The organism is Streptomyces sp. S063, from assembly GCF_002832675.1.
Lineage (GTDB): Bacteria > Actinomycetota > Actinomycetes > Streptomycetales > Streptomycetaceae > Streptomyces > Streptomyces sindenensis.
In genome coordinates this window covers 1861076-1878234 of sequence record NZ_CP021707.1, presented here as the reverse complement: position 1 = coordinate 1878234, position 17159 = coordinate 1861076, and the positions used below count along the sequence as shown (strand labels likewise).

Here is a 17159-nt window from a genome sequence, read left to right as displayed (position 1 = left end):
CCTTCACGCTCCCGCCTCCAACGCCCCGCGCACCTGGGACACGGTCAGCCACTCCTGCGGGGCCAGGATCTTCGCCGTCTGCGGGGCGAACGCCGGGGAGGAGACCACCACCTGACCGGTCGGGCCGTCCGCGACGACCTCCCCGTCGGCGAGGATCACCACCCGGTGGGCCAGCTCCGCCGCCAGCTCCACGTCGTGCGTCGCCAGGACGATCGCGTGCCCCTCGGCCGCGAGCCCCCGCAGTACGCCGACGAGCCGGGCCTTGGCCGCGTAGTCCAGGCCGCGCGTCGGCTCGTCCAGCAGCAACAGCGGCGGCCGCCCCGTCAGGACCAGCGCCAGGGCGAGCGCGAGGCGCTGCCCCTCGGACAGGTCCCGGGGGTGGGTGTCGTCCCCGACCCCCGGCAGCAGCTCCGACACCAGCATCCGGCAGGTGCCCTCCGCCGCCCCCGCGTCCCGGTCGGCGGCCGCGCACTCGGCGGCCACCGTGTCCGCGTACAGCAGATCGCGCGGCTCCTGCGGTACGAGGCCGACCCGGCGCACCATCGCCCGCGGGTCCGTCCGGGCCGGGGCCAGGCCGCCGACGCGCACGGTGCCCGCCGTGGGCTCGATCATCCCGACGAGCGCACCGAGCAAGGTGGACTTGCCGGCCCCGTTGCGCCCCATCAGGGCCACCGTCTCGCCCGGCGCCACGGTGAGCGTCACCCGCCGCAACGCCTCGACCCGGCCGCGCCGCACCCCGAGCCCGTCGACCCGGGTGACCGCATCGGCGGGGGCCGGGGCGACCGGGGCGGCGGGCCCCCGGCCCAGCAGCCGGGCGAGGCGGCCGGGGCGCGAGCGCTCCGCGGGGACCACCGGCACCGGTGCCGGCCCCGCCACCGGAACCGGTGCAACGCCGGTCCCCACCGGCACCGCCGCCCCCGAAAGCCGCTCCCGCAACCCGCCCGCCCCGCGCCGGGCGTCCCGTACCGACAGGGGCAGCGGGTCCCAGCCCGCCAGCAGACCCAGCTCGACCACCGGCGGCCGGACCGGCGACACCTTCATGATCCCGTCGGGCGGCCCCATCACCGGGGGTGCGCCCGGGGCGGGCAGCAGGACGACCTGGTCCGCGTACTGCACCACCCGCTCCAGCCGGTGCTCGGCCATCAGCACGGTCGTGCCCAGGTCGTGCACCAGCCGCTGGAGCACCGCGAGGACCTCCTCGGCCGCCGCCGGGTCCAGCGCGGAGGTCGGCTCGTCCAGCACCAGCACCTTCGGGTGCGGGGTGAGCACCGAACCGATCGCCACCCGCTGCTGCTGGCCGCCCGACAGGGTCGCGATCGGCCGGTCGCGCAGCTCGGCCAGGCCCAGCAGGTCGAGGGTCTCCTCGACCCGGCGGCGCATCACGTCCGGGGCGAGACCCAGCGACTCCATGCCGTACGCGAGCTCGTCCTCGACGGTGTCCGTGACGAAGTGCGCCAGTGGATCCTGACCCACCGTCCCGACCAGATCGGCCAGTTCACGCGGCTTGTGCGTACGGGTGTCGCGGCCGTCCACCGTGACCCGGCCCGACAGCAGCCCGCCCGTGAAGTGCGGGACGAGCCCCGAGACCGTACCCAGCAGAGTCGACTTACCGACACCGGAGGGTCCGACGAGCAGCACGAGTTCGCCCTCGGGGACCGTGAGGTCGACCCCGGACAGCGTGGGGCGCTCCGCGCCCTCGTACCGCACGGAGACCCGCTCGAACCTGATCACACCTGCTCCTTGCCGCGTTGCGCTGATCTGTCGGCCGCCGCCCGGTTCGACGGCGGTACGGGCGCGACCAGCGCGGGAAGCAGCCCGATCAGCACCGCCACCGCGGGCCACAGCGGCAGCACCGGCGCGGTCAGCGGTACGACCCCGGGGCGCAGCGCCTGCGGATCCACGGCGCTCGCCCAGATCATCACCGCCGCGATCGCCGCACCCGAGCACGCCACCAGCCAGGCCCGCACACCCCACCGGTCCGGGCGATAGCGGGTCCGCACCGAGCGCCGCCCGCCGAGCCGCAGCCCGGCCATCGCGGTGACCAGACCGGCCAGCAGCAACGGCAGCCCGTACACCGCCCCCTGCGCGGCCAGCAGCCCGTACGTACCGGCGCACACCCCGAGCAGCCCGCCCAGGGTGAGAACGTTCGTGGTGTGCCGGACGGCCGCCGGGACCTGGGCGGTACGCCCGTACCCCCGTGCGTCCATCGACGCGGCCACCGCCACCGACCGCTCCAGCGCGCCCTCCAGCACCGGCAGCCCGATCTGTGCCACCGCCCGCACCCCGCCGGTCGGCCGCCCCCGCAGCCGGCGCGCGGTGCGCAGCCGGACCACGTCGGCCACCATGTTCGGCGCGAACGTCATCGCGACCACGACGGCGACCCCTGCCTCGTACAGCGCCCCGGGCAGCGACTTCAGCAGCCGCGCCGGGTTGGCCAGCGCGTTCGCAGCGCCGACGCAGATCAGCAGGGTGGCCAGCTTCATCCCCTCGTACAGCGAGAAGACCAGCTGTTCGGCGGTGACCCGGCCACCGAACCGCACCCCTTGCGCCCAGTCGGGCAGCGGCAGCTCCGGCAGGGTCAGCACGGTGTGCGAGCCGGGGATCGACGAGCCGAGGAAGACGGAGAACAGCAGCCGCAGCACCACGACGAACAATCCGAGCTTGACGAACGCGCCGTAACTACGGGCCCACGGCGCGTCCGTACGCCGCGCCGCCACCACATACCCGGCGACCCCGACCAGCAGCCCGAGCAGCAGTGGATTGGTGGTCCGCGACGCGGCGGTGGCGAGCCCCAGTGCCCACAGCCACCACGCCCCGGCGGGCAGCGCGTTGGCACGGTCCGCCTCCGGGGCGTACAGGGCGCGGCGCAGCAGCCTGGCCGGGGCCGATGCCGGGGCCGGTGCGGCGGTCACCGGCGGCGGCGGGCCTGGACGACGGCGGCGATGCCGAGCAGCAGGACGGCGCCGAGGCCGACGAGGAGCCCGGCGGAGGGACCGCCGCCGCTGCCCCCGTCCGCGTCCTCGTCCGGGTCCTCGACCGTCTTTGCGGGCTCGGACGGCTTCGCGCTGCCGGTGTCGCCGGACACCTGCTCGCCGCAGCCCGTCCTCGGATAGCCGGAGATCGCGCAGAGCATGGCGCTGTCGTCGTACCGCAGCGGCTTCGCCACCGCGGCGAGCGCCTCCGCGCTGCTGGCGTCCGGCGCGACCCGGGCGCAGACCGTGCGCAGGGCGGGCGGCTTCTCTCCGTCCGGGGCGTCCGCGGTCGTCCCCGGGTCGATGACCAGCGCCACCCGCTTCTTCCCGTCCTCCGCCGGGGTGTCCGCGCAGATCGCCCCGAAGTCGGGGGCGCGGCGCGGCCGGTCGGCGTCGCCGGAGTCCTCGCTCACGGCGAACCGGAAGCCCTGGACCGTACCGTCGTCCGGACGCAGGAGGGACGGCCCCTGGGTGGCGTACTCCCAGTTCTTGCCGTTGCCCTCCCAGAAGGACCAGTAGCGGTACCCGGCGGCCTGGGCGCTCCCCGCGCCGAGCAGGACGGCGGAGGCGGTGACGAGGGCGGCCAGCAGAGCGACGAGGGGGGCGCGCAGCCGGGCGGCGGCCCGTACAGGGCTTACGCCCGTTGCTTCGTCCGGCGGGGCAGGGCTCACGGCTGCTGCTTCTTCCGGCGCATGCTGAGCAGGAAACCGATGCCGGTGCCGGCGAGCAGCCCGATGCCGATCAGCCACCCCAGACTCAGCCCGCTGTCGTCGCTGTCGGTGCCGCTGGAAGGCTGCGGACCGGTCGGCGTCGGGGAGGGGAGGGCGGTGGCGGCCGGGGCGGGCCCCATCGAGTTGAGCTGCTTGACGAGGTCGACACCGCCGAAGCTGCGCGCGTCGGCGCCGGTGGCGTGCGCGGCGAGGATCAGCTGCCCGGTGGCGGCCGGACCGCCCTGCTTCGCCCAGCCCGTGGCGTTCTTCTCCAGCCAGGCCACCGACGCCTCGGCCTTGTCCGTGTGCCCGGAGGCGGCGAGCGCGACGACGGCGTCCGCGGTGTTGCCGTAGTCGGGCTGCGGGGCGGAGTCCTCGGCGCCGGGCATCGGGGCCTGCTCCAGATACGGCTGCTTCTTCAGCGTGTCCGCCAGGAAGGACGCGCCGTTCTGGGCGCTCTGCTCCGGGCTGAGGTCGTCGCCCTTCGTGCAGGAGGGGTCCTTGACCGCGTTGGACGTGCCGGAGGCGATGCCCTTGCCCATCAGGCCGAGCACGGAGGCCGCGGTGGCGTCCGTGTTGGCGGTCAGCTCGCCCTTCTTGCCCGGCTGGTAGGCGAACGCGCCGCCGTCCTTCTTCCCGCAGGCGATCGCCAGGGACTGGAGCGCGGTGTACGGGGTGCTGCCGTTCTTGGTGGTGAGCTCGTTGACCGGGACGCCGGTGCGGGCCAGGGCGCCGATGACGATGGAGGTGGAGTTCGCGTCGGACGGGCTGCCCGGGTTGTAGCCCCAGCCGCCGTCCTCGTTCTGCACGGACTTCAGCCAGTCGGCCCCGTTGTTGGCGTCCTCGCGGCGCTGGTTGATCTCGACGAGGGCCTGGACGGCGATGGCGGTGGCGTTGGTGTCCATCACCGTCGACGCGTCGCAGGGCTTGGAGGCGTCCCGGTAGGAGGTGAACGCCCCGCTGTCGCACTGCTGGCCCACCAGCCAGTCGACCGCCTGCGTCGACGGCGTGACGTACTCGATCTTCTGCGCGAGGAAGGCGAGCGACTGCCGCCACACCCCGTCATAGGTGGGGTCCGTGGTGCCGTAGAGCCCGGCCGGCAGATCCGCCGACGGAGAAGGGCTCGGTGCGGCGACCGCCACGGGGGCGGCGACGCCCAGGAGCACGGCGGTGGTCGCGAGCGCGGCTGCGCTGCGGCGTACGGTCATGGCTGGCTGGGCCTCTCCTGCGAGGGCCGGACTCCCCGGGCGCACGAGGGCACCGGGCTCCGGCCCCGTATGCCTCGACGGTGCCGGCCACCGGGGTTCCGGTGGCCCGAGCCGGTCACGCTCCGCGGAGGGCGGTCCGGCTGCCGTCGGACGGACGGGTCACGGCTGGGGCGCTGCGCCGGACGGTCTCCGGCGTCCCCCTGTACGGGCATGATGACGACCTGCCCACTCTACCGGGCCGTAGGGGAGGGGCCGGGGGCCGCACGGGGCGATGTACGTCACCGGGGTCCTGGGCCCACCCGGGCCGGGTGAGGCTCACACGGCGATGTACGACACCGGGGCCCCGCCCGGGACGGCCTCCGCGCGGCCGAGCTTCGCGAGCCGCCGCAGATGGGACTCGGCCTCCGACACGGCGATGGACCGTGGTCCGCGAGAACCCCTTCGACCGGCCGCTCGTCGCGCAGGCGCAGGCCCATCGGCCGGCTCTCGTCACGCGTAACGCCGTGATCCCGTAGTACGACGTGACAGTTGTCCGGGGCTGATCGCACGCGTTCAGACCGCCGGTTCGCCCTCCGTCTTCCGGAGTACGCCCTCCGGTGCCCGCCGCAGTGCCCGGATCGCCGGGACGCTCAGCATCACCGCCAGCAGCGCGCACGACATCACCGACGAGAAGATCAGCACCTCGTTCGCGCCGAACGCGTCCGCCGCCGGGCCCGCCAGGGCGCGGCCCAGTGGGATGACCATGATGGAGCCCGCCACGTCGTACGCCGAGACGCGGCTCAGGACCGTCAGCGGGATGTGGGACTGGACGCTCGTCGCCCACATCACGCCCCAGAACGCGAAGCCGTAGCCCGCGATCACGTGGGCGACCGCCGTGGCCGCGAAGGACCATTCCAGGGCCGGAGCCAGCGGGTTGAGCGCGAAGCAGAGCATGGCCAGGGCGCCAGCCACCAGCGGGCGGCGCGGGCGGACCCGCATGCCGATCAGGCCGCCGATGATCGTGCCCGCGCCGTCCGCCGAGGCGATCCAGCCGTACCCGCTCGCCCCGTGCTGCTCGATCATCAGCGCCGCGCCCAGCGGCAGCGCCGGGCCGAACACGAACAGGCCGTACACGGACCAGACCGCGATCACGCCCCACAGCCACTGGCGGGACCGGAACTCCTGCCAGCCCGTCGCCAGCCTCCGCCACATCGGGGCGTCGCCCTCGTCGCGCTCCGTGTGCAGCTTGCGCAGGGGGAGCAGGACCAGGGCGCTCAGCGCGTACGCCGCCGCGATGACCACGTACGAGCCCGAGACCTGCCAGTACGCGACGAGGATGCCCGCCAGGCCCGGGCCCAGCAGCGTGCTCAGTGCTTCGGAGATCCGCAGCAGCGCGTTGGCCTTCTGGATGTCCTCCGCGACCCGGGGGACCATGCTCGCCATCCCGGGCTGGAACATCGCCGTCGCGGCCCCGCTCAGCGCCATCAGCCCCATGATCTGCCACAGCGGGACGCTGTCGGAGGAGAAGAGGAGAGTCGCCAGCGTGAGCATGGCCAGCATGCGCGCCACGTCCGCGCAGATCATCATCAGCTGAGGGGTGAAGCGGTCGGCCAGCACCCCGCCGAACAGCACCAGCAGCACGATCGGGGTCATCCACGCCGCCAGCGCGTAGCCGACGCCGCTCGCCCCGTGGCCCGCCCCCAGCACCGCCGTGGTCAGGGAGACCATCAGCATGCCGTCGGCCAGCAGCGACGCGCTGCGGGCCGTGAAGAACAGCCGGAACCGGGTCGACCGCCAAGGGCTCGGCAGCGCGGCCGGCTGCTGTTGCGGGAGGGCCGTGTCGTCAACGCTCATGTCACACCTGCCGGCTTCTGCCGGTCCCTTCCTCGATGATCTCCAGCCGACGCCATGCGTCGCTCCGGTCCGGCTCGGTGGGCGGGTTCTCGACCAGTACGTAGCGGTGGGGTGCCAGGACCCCCGAACCGGCGGACGGGATGCGGGCGGTCAGTGCCCCGTGGGCCTCGGCGGGTGTCAACGGGGTTTCGCCGCAGGCGATGTACGCCGTCAGGTGCGGCTCCGCGCCGGACGCCTCGGTCACCTGCACCCGCACCGGCAGCCCGCCCACCGCCCGGCCGAGCGCCTCGCGCACGGCGTCCGGCGAGACCCAGCAGCCGTCCACCCGGAGCCAGCCGGTGCCGCGTTCGGCGGGGCGGACGCCCGTCACCTCGGCCAGTGCCTCCATCGGCACGTCCCCGGAAGCGGCCGCCTCCAGGAGCAGGACCAGCCCGGCGAGGAAACCCTCCGCCTCCTCGGGGGTGAAGAGCGAGGGGGCTGCCCACAGGGAGATGTGGAGCTGGGGCGCCGTCCGGTACGTGAAGGCGAGCATCCGGGTCGGCAGCGTCTGCGGCGGCCCCCAGGCCAGCTCCTGCTCGGCGTCGTCGCGGTCCTGCGCGTCGGTGCCCAGGAGCGGGGCGGGCAGGGCGCTCACGTCGTTGAACACCACGTCCCGGCCGAAGTGGCTGCCGCGTTCGGCGGTGACCCGGTCGATCATCTCCCACAGCCGTACGGAGTCGAACTGGCTGTGCCGGTAGGCGTTGAGCACCGCCCCCCAGGTCCGGGCGACCAGCGCGTCGAACGTCGGTACCCGGACGTCCAGGTGGAGCAGCGCGTCCTGGGACGTGGTGGTCACCGAACGGGCCACCCGGGCGTGGAACCGGTTGGCGCTCGGGACGGCGGTGACGCAGCTGTCCTGGCCCGCCCGGTGGGCCACCAGGGAGCACCAGGCGGCCATCAGCACGGTGGCCTCGGGGTGCCCGGTGCGGCGGGCCGCCCCGGCGAGGGCCCGGCCGCCCCGGCGGGAGCGGAGCGTCAGCTGCCGGGCCTCCTCGTCGGTCCCCGGCCTCCTGCCGCGCGGCTCCGCGAACATCTCCTGCGGGCCGGTGCGGAGGATCCGCTCCCAGTACCGCAGGGACGCCTCCGACTTCCGCAGCCCGGCCGGGGATGCCTCCACGGCGGCCAGGTCGACCGGGGGCAGGGAGGCGAGCCCCGGCAGCTCCTTGCCCGCCAGCAGCTCGGCGAACTCCTCGCGCAGGATGGCCATCGCGCTGCCGTCAGCCGCCGCGTGGCTGAACGCCAGTGCCACGTAGACCGGTTGTCCCGCCACGGTGAGCAGGGTGATCCGCAGCGGGAACTCCCGATCCAGCGCGAAGCGCCCGGACCGCGCCGCCCGTGCCACCGACTCCGCGTACCCCGCAGCGTCGTCGGGGAGTTCGGTGTGGTCGAGGACGGTCACCGTGAACGTGCCCTCCGCCGCAACGACTTGGTCGACCGGTGCCGAGCCTGCCGGGTGCGGGAAGGTGGTGCGCAGCCCCTCGTGCCGTACGGCCAGGGCGCGCAGGGCGTCGGTGACGGCCACCACGGTGGTGCCCTCGGGGACGGGCCACACATCGTGGATGTTGATGTGGGTGGGGTCGTCCCGCAGGATGCAGCGGATCATGTTGGCCTGGCCCATGGTGAGGGGGCCGCGGCGCTCGTCACCGCCCGCGTAGGCGACGGTGACCGTGGTCGTGGTGGTGGGGTGCGGGAGGTTCGGGTGCATGGTGTCCTTGCCGACGGCGGGGGTCATCGGATAACGGCCGGGCCCGTTCCGGCGCTCGCACGCGTCAGGGCCTCCCAGTGGTCCATCAGGTGCGCGAAGTCGGCCATGTCGTCGCGGGCCTCGTCCAGGAGGCGGGGGCGGCGCTCGGCGATCGTGTCCGCGACCCTCGTGTAGCGGCCGCCGAGCCGGCGGTAGGCCCCGTCGATGACGTCGAGTCGGCGGACGACTTCCGTACGGTCGAGATCGATGCTGTCCCGGACGAAACCGGCCACCACGGACGCCCTGATGTGGCCCTCGTCGTCGAGCAGCGTGTCACCTGCGGCCGTCGTCCTCGCGTAAACGGTGTTCAGATACGCCGTCGCGAGAAGGAACTTGGCGAACCGGACCTGGTAGGCGAGGAACCCTGTGTCCGTACGCCGCTCCTGCGTATGGAAGTTCACGATGTGCCGGTTGTGCTGGAGGCCGGGCAGCCGGGCGTTGTGGACGAGGTGGAGCAGGAAGTAGTCGGTGCCGATGGTGTCGCGCGCCGGCGGCAACGGAACCCTGCTGTAGACCTCGTGGTCGAAGCCGACGTTGCACATGTCGACCTGGGTCGGGCTGATGGGGGCGAGTGCGGTGCGGTCGCCGTCGAACGTCCCGGCCCCCGCACCCCGGAACGACGCGTCGATCAGGTGCCGGCGCCAGATCTCCGGGTAGCCCCCGGGAAGCGACAGCCCGACCAGGTCGTCGTACGTGCCCGGGTCCTGGTCGCGGATCTCCGCCACGTCCACCGACATCTCGCCCACGAAGGAGCCGCCCGCCACCGCCACCCGTCGTTCGCCCGAGCCCGGAGGCAGCTTGCTCCTCGTCGCCGAGTTCCGCACGTCCTCCGCCCGTTGGCCCAGGTAGGTGAGCTCCTGGTGGAGGGGGAAGACCGGTTCGCCGTCGACGTACTGGTAGCGGCTGTCGGAGTCCCGGCGGTGCACGGAGGTGCAGCCGAGGGCCTGGGCGATGAGGAACGCCCGGTTGGTGCAGGCTCCGTAGGAGACCCGGGACGGCAGCATCAGCTCCAGCAGCCGGTCCGCCGAGGCCGAGGCCGAGGCTTCGCCGGATCGGTCCAGCACCTCGCGCAGGAAGGCCCGCTGCTCGTCCTCATCCAGGTGGTGGACGGTCACCCCGGGCGACGCGGGCAGCGCGGCTACCGCCTTCCGGTGCTCGGCGAGCACCGGGGCGGGTGAGGAGTCCAGGATCAGAAGGTGTATCTCCGACCCGAACTCCCTCGCGCCGTAAGCCGCTTCGTCGGCGATGGCCGTGATCGTCCCGGTGCACGCCCGGTGCGTGGGCAGGGTCAGGCAGACGCGGCGCACGAAGGCTCCCCGCTCCGCGCGGCGGGTGCGGTGGTTTCGCCGTTCCCGGCGTCCTCGACCGGGTCCTGCCAGGAGGCCAGCCCCAGCAGCCGGCTGCCCAGCGGGTTCAGCTCGGCCGTCGGGTAGCGCTGGGACTCGTGCAGCACCGGGTCGCCGACCAGGGTGCGGTTCCAGCGCGGGGTGCGCAGATGACGCCAGGACTCCACCCGGGACTTCCGCAGCCGCTCGTGCTCCTCCAGTGCGGGCATCATCGACAGGTACTGCACGGCCCGCACCCCGTTCTCGGAGAGGTTGCGCGCCACTCCGTGGGCCAGCAGACCGTTCCAGATGAGCAGGTCACCGGGGCGCAGATCCGGCCGTACGACGGGGAGTTCGTTCCGGTCGACGGCGGGGCGCAACGGGTCCCGGTCCGCGGGCTGGGCGACCTTCCAGGCGTCGAACTGCCGGAACAGTTCCGGGCAGCATTGGAAGCCGCCCGTCTCCGGCCGGGTGTCGTTGAGCGCGATGATGCCCTGCACCCGCTGCGGCGGCACGGCGAGCGTGGTGTCGATGTCCCAGTGCAGCTCGATGTCGAAGCCCCGGTCCGTCGGCTCGATCAGCGCACGGTCCCGGTTGCCCCGGTTGGGCGGGTTGAGGTTGAGCCGGTCCAGGGTGACCCACAGCTCCTCGCAGTCCCACACGTCGACGAACGCGTCGTACACCCGCTGCTACTGCCGGTTGTCCCAGAGGAGTTGGTGGTGGTACGCCTCCACGAAGCCGTAGATGTGCAGTTGCTGGTCCAGCTCCGAGCGCAGCGGCCGGTCCTCGTACCAGCTCTCCGGTCGTTCCGGGTCCAGGCCCTGGAACTCCCAGGTGAAGTCCAGCAGTCGGCGGGCCGTCGCCGCCGGTATCGCCTCGCGGACGATGACGTAGCCGTACGTCTGCCAGTGGGCGAAGTCCTCCTCGGACAGCACCCGCAGCGGGCGCGACTTGTCCAGCTCCCGCAGGGCTGTCTGCGCGAGGTAGGCCTCGCCGTCCGCGCTGAAGTACGGGATGTCCGACGCCGCGCGGTGCAGGCGGGGCCGACGGCGAGGGGCGGGGGTGGTCATGAGGTTCATGGCAGGTTCTTCTCCTCGGCCGGCCGCGCGGCGACCCCGGGGGAGCGGGGTCGCCGCGGTCGGCGGGACGGATGGCAGCGCCGTGGTGCGAGGAGCCGTGACCACGTCGATCAGCAGGATTGGTCCAGACCGCCCGGACTGTCAAGTGCCGGTTACATATGGGCATATGGCATGCCGTCCCGCGCTCGGTGGCCATGGAAGTGATACCTGGTGTTCGGTTTTTTTGGTCTAGACAACAAGCGAGCGACGGGCCTAGTGTCCAGGGGCATGGTCGTGTTCGTGACGGCCTGTCAACCCGCTTTTCAGAAAGACGCGGTTTCATGAACACATCCAGCATCACCGCCCTGCCGGACATCGAGCTGAAGAGCCCCGGTGCCGGGCTGATCACGCTGGACCCGGTCCGCACCGCCCTGCTGCGGGGTCTGGACGACCTGCTGACCGGTCTGGCCGCGCGGCTCTCCGCCCCCGAGGTCGTGGGGCCGCCGCTGCTCTCCGTCGAGGGGCTGGCGCGGCTGGACTTCTTCCGCAACTTCCCCCATCTCGGCGTATCCGCAGGCCGGTTCGGCCCGGACGTGCTGGACGGCCTGGCCTCCGGCGGTTCGCCCCAGGACCTTCCGCTCGACCCGACCGGCCATGTACTGCCGTCCGCCACCTGCTACGGCCTGCTGCTCTCCCTGGAGGGCGAGGACGTCGGCGAGGACGGGCTGCGGCTCTCGGCGGCAGGCCGCTGCTTCCGCAACGAGACCCACTACGACGGCCTGCGCCGCCTCTGGGGGTTCCATATGCGTGAGGTGCTCTACCTCGGCACCAAGGACGGAGCCTCCGAACACCAGGCGCGCGGCGGGGAGTTCGTCCAGGAGGTGGCCGGGCGGCTCGGCCTGGCCCTGACCCGGGCGGCGGCCGACGACCCGTTCTACGACAACGGGGGGTCCCGGGCCCGGCTGATGGCGCTGGACCCGGTCAAGTACGAGTACAGCGCCCCCGACGGCACGGCCATCGCCTCCGTCAACCGGCACCGCAACTTCTTCGGTGAGCGGCTCGGCATCCGGGCCGGCTCCCACGGCCCCGCGTACAGCTCCTGCGTGGCCTTCGGTGTCGAGCGCTGGGTGCACGCGATGATCCTCGCCCACGGCACGGCCGAGCAGGCGCTGGAGCGGCTCCGGGCCGTCGCCGCCACCGGTTCCTGATCTCCACCGCACCCCGTCTGTCGGGCACCGGAACGGTTCAGTACCAGAACAGCAAGAGGAGCGTTTCCCCCATGGACCAGGTCTCAGCGTGGCTCCACGAGAAGAACCCCGGCCTCGACGGCCCGATCGGCGTGGACGAGGACCTCATCGAGGCCCGCCTCATCGACTCGATGGACTTCCTGGAGTTCGTCGATCTGCTGGAGGAGATCTCGGGCAGCAGCATCGATCTGCAGGAGGTCACCATCGACGACTTCCGCACCCTCGCCCGCGTCAAGGAGCGCTTCCTCGACCCCGCCGGCCACGCGGAGGTCCCGGCCGGGTGAGCGCGGGCCCCGGCCGGGTGGGCGTGGAGCCTGCCGCTGCGTACGGGGAGGGTGCCGCCGCCGTCGCGCTCGTCGCCACCACCGCCGAGGTGCTGGCCCACCCCGAGCTGGACGAGGGCCTGCTCGCGCCGTGGGAGCGGCGCCGGCTCGCGGGCATCCGGGTGCCCACCCGGCGCGACGACGTGCTGGCGGCCCGGCTGCTGCTGCGGCTGTGCGCCTCCCGGGCCACCGGGCTGTCGCCCCGGGACGTCGGGCCCGCCCAGCGCTGCCCCGGATGCGGGCGGGACGGGCACGGCCGGCCGTACCTCCCGGACCACCCCGGCGTCGGCGTCAGCTACAGCCATGCCGACGGACTCGCCGCGGCGGCGGTCGGGCCGGGCCCGGTCGGAATCGATGTGGAGCCCCTGACGCGTCGGCCGGGGCCCGTCTCCGTACTGCGGAGGCTGCTGCCGCACGACGAGGTGGACGCCGCCGGCGCCGAGCCGGATCCCGGTCCGGCGCTGCTGCGCTTGTGGGTCCGGCGGGAGGCGTTGTTCAAGGCCGGGCGGGACGATGTCCGGCTGGCCGAGTGGACGGACCGGCGCCGCGCGGCCGTCGTCGCGCTCGCCGGAGCGGACGGAGCCCGCAGGGCACTCAGCCCCGCTCCGTCTCCGTCTGCCGCCCAGGCTCCGCCGTCAGGTCGATGAGGCGGCAGACCGTCTCGATGTCGATCTTCACCTGGGCGATCGACGCCCGTCCCGACAGCCAGGTGATCAGCGCCGAGTGCCAGGTGTGCTCGATGACCCGGACCGCCGAGAGCTGCTCCGGCGTCGGGTGCTCCAGCCCCATCGCGTCCAGGATGATCGCCGTGGTGAGCCGGGAGACCGTGTCCACCTCGGGGCTCACACTGCGGTCCGCGAAGGTGAGGGCACGGACCATGGCGTCCGCGAGGTGCGGTTCGCGTTGCAGGGCGCGGAAGGCGCGCATCAGGGTCTCCGCCACCCGCTGGGCCGCGTCCTCGCCGGCCGGCGGGCGCTTGCGGAGCGTGGTGTGCAGGTGCTGGAGCTGGTCCTGCATGGTCGCGACCAGCAGATGGATCTTGGACGGGAAGTAGCGGTAGAGGGTGCCCAGCGCGACCCCGGCGGCCTCGGCCACCTCCCGCATCTGCACCGCCTCGAACCCGCCCCGGCCGGCCAGCTGGGCGCTGGCGTGCAGGATGCGGCGGCGACGGGCTTCCTGGCGCTCGGTCAGCGCAGGCGCTGCCGGTCGGGCGTCCGCGGTCATGCTGTCCCCGTTCCACGATCCACGATCCATGGCTTGATCCACCCGGACGGGCGAAGCGGGCCGTCCGGGCGCGCACAGCATGCCAGGGCGTCCGTCGTGGCGCGAATCACCTGATCCGCCCGTTCCGCAGACGCTACCTGCCGGTAGATTCGACGCACGTCGAGCGATCAAGTATGAAACTTGTTCTAGCAAGTCTGAAACTTGTTCTAGATTAGCGCGACCGGTTACGCTCCGGCGAACACGCAGTCAGAAGGGGGCCGAGTGTGACCGCTGAGGCCATAGAGACAGGCCCCCGCACGGGCGACGGCAGCACCGCCGGGACCGGTGACCGGCCGTTGCGCATCGCACTCCTCACGTACAAGGGCAATCCGTTCTGCGGCGGCCAGGGTGTGTACGTTCGCCACCTCGGGCGGGAACTCGCGCGGCTCGGGCACAGCGTCGAGGTCATCGGCGCCCAGCCCTACCCGGTGCTCGACGAGGGCGTCCCGCTGACCGAGCTGCCCAGCCTCGACCTCTACCGGCAGCCCGACCCCTTCCGCACCCCGAAGCGCGGCGAGTACCGCGACTGGATCGACCTCGCCGAGGTCGCCACCATGTGGACCGGCGGCTTCCCCGAACCGCTCACCTTCAGCCTGCGCGCCCGCCGCCACCTGCTCTCCCGGCGCGGCCAGTTCGACGTCGTCCACGACAACCAGACCCTCGGGTACGGGCTCCTCGGCGACCTCGGGGCCCCGCTGGTGACGACGATCCACCACCCGATCACCGTGGACCGCAGGCTCGACCTGGCCGCCGCTGTCGGCCGCCGCCGACGCGCCTCCGTACGCCGCTGGTACGCCTTCACCCGGATGCAGAAGCGGGTCGCCCGCAAGCTGGACACCGTCCTCACCGTCTCCGGCTCCTCCCGCGACGAGATCGTCGAGGACCTCGGCGTACGCGAGGACCGGATCAGCGTCGTCCACATCGGAGCCGACACCGACCTGTGGTCGCCCGACCCCTCCGTCCCCGAGGTCCCGGGCCGCATCGTCACCACCTCCAGCGCCGACGTCCCCCTCAAGGGGCTCGTCCACCTCGTCGACGCGCTCGCCAAGCTCCGCACCGAGAACCCCGCCGCCCACCTCGTCGTCGTCGGCAAGCGCGCCGAGGACGGGCCGGTCGCCCGCGCGATCGAGCGGCACGGGCTCGCGGACGCCGTCGAGTTCGTCAAGGGCATCAGCGACGCCGAGCTGGTCGACCTGGTGCGCAGCGCCCAGGTCTCCTGCGTGCCCTCGCTGTACGAGGGGTTCTCGCTGCCCGCCGCCGAGGCCATGGCCACCGGCACCCCGCTCGTCGCCACCACCGGCGGCGCGATCCCCGAGGTCTCCGGCCGCGACGGGGAGACCTGCCTCGCGGTGGAGCCGGGCGACGCGGACGCGCTGGCCGGGGCGCTGGCCCGGCTGCTGGCCGACCCGGAGCTGCGCGCCCGGCTCGGCGCGGCGGGCCGCGACCGGGTGCTGGCCAACTTCACCTGGGCCCGCGCCGCCGCCGGAACGGCCGAGCTGTACCGTCAGGCGATCGCTGCCCGCGGAGTCCGCAGGTGACCGCCGACCCCCGGGCGGCCGCGCGCCCCCGGGCCGCCGCGGACCCGCTCGTCGCAACCCGTACCTCCGACCTCGAAGGCAGGCCCTCGTGCTGACCGTCGACTTCACCCGCTTCCCGCTCGCCGCCGGCGACCGAGTGCTCGACCTGGGCTGCGGTGCCGGCCGGCATGCCTTCGAGTGTTATCGGCGCGGGGCGCAGGTCGTCGCCCTCGACCAGAACGGCGAGGAGATCCGCGAGGTCGCCAAGTGGTTCGCCGCGATGAAGGAGGCCGGCGAGGCCCCGGAGGGCGCCACCGCCACCGCGATGGAGGGCGACGCCCTCAACCTGCCCTTCCCCGACGACTCCTTCGACGTCGTGATCATCTCCGAGGTCATGGAGCACATCCCGGACGACAAGGGCGTCCTCGCCGAGATGGTCCGGGTGCTCAAGCCGGGCGGCCGGATAGCGATCACCGTCCCGCGCTACGGCCCCGAGAAGATCTGCTGGACGCTCTCCGACGCGTACCACGAGGTCGAGGGCGGCCACATCCGCATCTACAAGGCCGACCAGCTCCTCGCCCGGATCCGCGAGGCCGGGCTCAAGCCGTACGGCACCCACCACGCGCACGCCCTGCACTCGCCGTACTGGTGGCTCAAGTGCGCCTTCGGCGTCGACAACGACAAGGCGCTGCCGGTGCGGGCGTACCACAAGCTGCTGGTCTGGGACATCATGAAGAAGCCGCTGGCGACCCGGGTCGCCGAGCAGCTCCTCAACCCGGTCGTCGGCAAGAGTTTCGTCGCGTACGCCACCAAGCCGCACCTTCCGAAGGCCGAGGCGTGAGCACCCCCGAACAGACCGAACACCTCGTCCTGCCCGGTGTCCTGACGGCGTCCCAGGCCGCCGAGACGGTCGCCGCGATCGCCGCCGTACAGCGGGAGGACGGGGCGCTGCCCTGGTTCCGGGGGCACCACCTCGACCCGTGGGACCACACCGAGGCCGCGATGGCCCTGGACGCGGCCGGCGAGCACGAGGCCGCCGCCCGCGCCTACGAGTGGCTCGCCCGCCACCAGAACGCCGACGGCTCCTGGTACGCCGCCTACCACGACGGCGATCCGCAGCAGCCGACGGACCGGAGTCTGGAGAGCAACTTCTGCGCGTACGTGGCCGTCGGCGTCTGGCACCACTACCTCGCCACCGGCGACGACGCGTTCGTCGACCGGATGTGGCCCACGGTCTACGCGGCGGTCGAGTTCGTGCTCCGGCTCCAGCAGCCCGGCGGCCAGATCGGCTGGAAGCGGGAGCCCGACGGCACCCCGGTGAACGACGCGCTGCTGACCGGCTCCTCCTCGATCCACCAGGCGCTGCGCTGTGCGCTCGCCATCGCCGAGCGCCGCGAGGAGCCGCAGCCCGACTGGGAGTTGGCGACCGGGGCGCTGGCGCACGCGATCCGCAGCCATCCCGAGCGCTTCCTCGACAAGAACCGCTACTCGATGGACTGGTACTACCCGGTCCTCGGCGGCGCGGTCACCGGCGCCGAGGCCACCGCCCGCATCCAGGAGGGCTGGGACCGCTTCGTCGTCCCCGGTCTCGGGGTGCGCTGCGTGCTGCCCAACCCCTGGGTGACCGGCGGTGAGAGCTGCGAACTCGCCCTGGCGCTCTGGGCGACGGGCGAGTCGGACCGGGCCCTGGAGATCCTCCAGTCCATCCAGCACCTGCGCGCCGAGGACGGGCTGTACTGGACGGGGTACGTCTTCGAGGGCAACAAGGCCGTCTGGCCCGAGGAGTTGACCACCTGGACGGCGGGCTCCCTGCTGCTCGCGGTGGCCGCGCTCGGAGGGGACGAGGCGACCACCGCGGTCTTCGGGGGCGAGCGGCTGCCGGTCGGCCTGGACCCGGACTGCTGCTGAACACCGCCAGGA

At 73.2% G+C, this 17159-nt stretch carries 14 protein-coding genes and 2 pseudogenes; 6 read left to right on the top strand and 10 right to left on the bottom strand.

Annotation, left to right across the window (positions count from 1 at the left end):
- Window positions 1–3: 3 nt before the first annotated feature.
- The 9 genes and pseudogenes from CCZ36_RS08425 to CCZ36_RS08380 all read right to left on the bottom strand — a co-directional run bounded on the left by CCZ36_RS08425 (window position 4) and on the right by CCZ36_RS08380 (window position 10901).
- Window positions 4–1731, bottom strand: coding sequence for an ABC transporter ATP-binding protein (locus CCZ36_RS08425; RefSeq protein ID WP_128817378.1), 1728 nt, complete (start codon window positions 1729–1731; stop codon window positions 4–6).
- A complete protein-coding gene (locus tag CCZ36_RS08420) occupies window positions 1728–2912 on the bottom strand; it encodes an energy-coupling factor transporter transmembrane component T (protein WP_128817377.1) in 1185 nt (394 codons plus the stop codon). Before CCZ36_RS08420 ends, CCZ36_RS08425 begins: the two co-directional genes overlap by 4 nt.
- Window positions 2909–3643 (bottom strand): SCO2322 family protein, encoded by a 735-nt coding sequence (locus tag CCZ36_RS08415; protein ID WP_176735335.1) that lies wholly within the window; start codon window positions 3641–3643, stop codon window positions 2909–2911. The genes CCZ36_RS08420 and CCZ36_RS08415 overlap by 4 nt, the downstream gene beginning before the upstream one ends.
- A complete protein-coding gene (locus tag CCZ36_RS08410; RefSeq protein ID WP_069740502.1) occupies window positions 3640–4890 on the bottom strand; it encodes a prenyltransferase/squalene oxidase repeat-containing protein in 1251 nt (416 codons plus the stop codon). Before CCZ36_RS08410 ends, CCZ36_RS08415 begins: the two co-directional genes overlap by 4 nt.
- Before the next feature lie 315 nt (window positions 4891–5205).
- Window positions 5206–5319 (bottom strand): annotated as a pseudogene (locus tag CCZ36_RS08405) (MBL fold metallo-hydrolase); the annotation flags it as partial.
- Between the two features lie 123 nt (window positions 5320–5442).
- Window positions 5443–6723 (bottom strand): MFS transporter, encoded by a 1281-nt coding sequence (locus CCZ36_RS08395; protein ID WP_069740500.1) that lies wholly within the window; start codon window positions 6721–6723, stop codon window positions 5443–5445.
- Window position 6724: 1 nt separating this feature from the next.
- Window positions 6725–8494, bottom strand: a complete 1770-nt coding sequence (locus tag CCZ36_RS08390; RefSeq protein ID WP_128817376.1) for a condensation domain-containing protein — start codon at window positions 8492–8494, stop codon at window positions 6725–6727.
- Complete coding sequence (locus tag CCZ36_RS08385; protein ID WP_069740498.1) at window positions 8491–9813, bottom strand: DUF6271 family protein; 1323 nt, start codon at window positions 9811–9813, stop codon at window positions 8491–8493. Before CCZ36_RS08385 ends, CCZ36_RS08390 begins: the two co-directional genes overlap by 4 nt.
- Window positions 9795–10901: pseudogene (locus CCZ36_RS08380) on the bottom strand (phytanoyl-CoA dioxygenase family protein). Before CCZ36_RS08380 ends, CCZ36_RS08385 begins: the two are co-directional and overlap by 19 nt.
- 329 nt (window positions 10902–11230) lie before the next feature.
- On the opposite strand from CCZ36_RS08380, the gene CCZ36_RS08375 reads away from it, so the two are divergent.
- From CCZ36_RS08375 to CCZ36_RS08365, 3 genes are all read left to right on the top strand, one after another.
- A complete protein-coding gene (locus tag CCZ36_RS08375) occupies window positions 11231–12097 on the top strand; it encodes a hypothetical protein (protein WP_128817374.1) in 867 nt (288 codons plus the stop codon).
- A 71-nt stretch (window positions 12098–12168) separates the two neighbouring features.
- Window positions 12169–12420 carry a hypothetical protein gene (locus CCZ36_RS08370; RefSeq protein WP_030707905.1) on the top strand — a complete coding sequence of 84 codons (252 nt, stop codon included), beginning with the start codon at window positions 12169–12171 and terminating at the stop codon, window positions 12418–12420.
- The gene (locus CCZ36_RS08365; RefSeq protein WP_128817372.1) at window positions 12417–13106 is read left to right on the top strand and encodes a 4'-phosphopantetheinyl transferase superfamily protein; all 690 of its coding nucleotides are present in this window, start codon (window positions 12417–12419) and stop codon (window positions 13104–13106) included. Before CCZ36_RS08370 ends, CCZ36_RS08365 begins: the two co-directional genes overlap by 4 nt.
- Here CCZ36_RS08365 and CCZ36_RS08360 read toward each other — a convergent pair.
- Window positions 13054–13683, bottom strand: coding sequence for a TetR family transcriptional regulator (locus CCZ36_RS08360; protein WP_128819418.1), 630 nt, complete (start codon window positions 13681–13683; stop codon window positions 13054–13056). The two genes, CCZ36_RS08365 and CCZ36_RS08360, sit on opposite strands and share 53 nt — an antisense overlap.
- Before the next feature lie 263 nt (window positions 13684–13946).
- Here CCZ36_RS08360 and CCZ36_RS08355 point away from each other — a divergent pair, with 263 nt between their 5' ends.
- From CCZ36_RS08355 to CCZ36_RS08345, 3 genes are all read left to right on the top strand, one after another.
- Window positions 13947–15260, top strand: coding sequence for a glycosyltransferase family 4 protein (locus CCZ36_RS08355; RefSeq protein ID WP_069740071.1), 1314 nt, complete (start codon window positions 13947–13949; stop codon window positions 15258–15260).
- Window positions 15261–15348: 88 nt separating this feature from the next.
- The gene (locus CCZ36_RS08350) at window positions 15349–16080 is read left to right on the top strand and encodes a class I SAM-dependent methyltransferase (RefSeq protein ID WP_019764966.1); all 732 of its coding nucleotides are present in this window, start codon (window positions 15349–15351) and stop codon (window positions 16078–16080) included.
- Complete coding sequence (locus CCZ36_RS08345) at window positions 16077–17147, top strand: prenyltransferase (protein WP_128817370.1); 1071 nt, start codon at window positions 16077–16079, stop codon at window positions 17145–17147. Before CCZ36_RS08350 ends, CCZ36_RS08345 begins: the two co-directional genes overlap by 4 nt.
- Window positions 17148–17159 lie beyond the last annotated feature (12 nt).

Coding starts and splice junctions, on each gene's coding strand:
- CCZ36_RS08360 (WP_128819418.1), bottom strand. CDS start 13,683: ATGACCGCGGACGCCCGACCGGCAGCGCCTGCGCTGACCGAGCGCCAG.
- CCZ36_RS08390 (WP_128817376.1), bottom strand. CDS start 8,494: ATGACCCCCGCCGTCGGCAAGGACACCATGCACCCGAACCTCCCGCAC.
- CCZ36_RS08370 (WP_030707905.1), top strand. CDS start 12,169: ATGGACCAGGTCTCAGCGTGGCTCCACGAGAAGAACCCCGGCCTCGAC.
- CCZ36_RS08375 (WP_128817374.1), top strand. CDS start 11,231: ATGAACACATCCAGCATCACCGCCCTGCCGGACATCGAGCTGAAGAGC.
- CCZ36_RS08410 (WP_069740502.1), bottom strand. CDS start 4,890: ATGACCGTACGCCGCAGCGCAGCCGCGCTCGCGACCACCGCCGTGCTC.
- CCZ36_RS08395 (WP_069740500.1), bottom strand. CDS start 6,723: ATGAGCGTTGACGACACGGCCCTCCCGCAACAGCAGCCGGCCGCGCTG.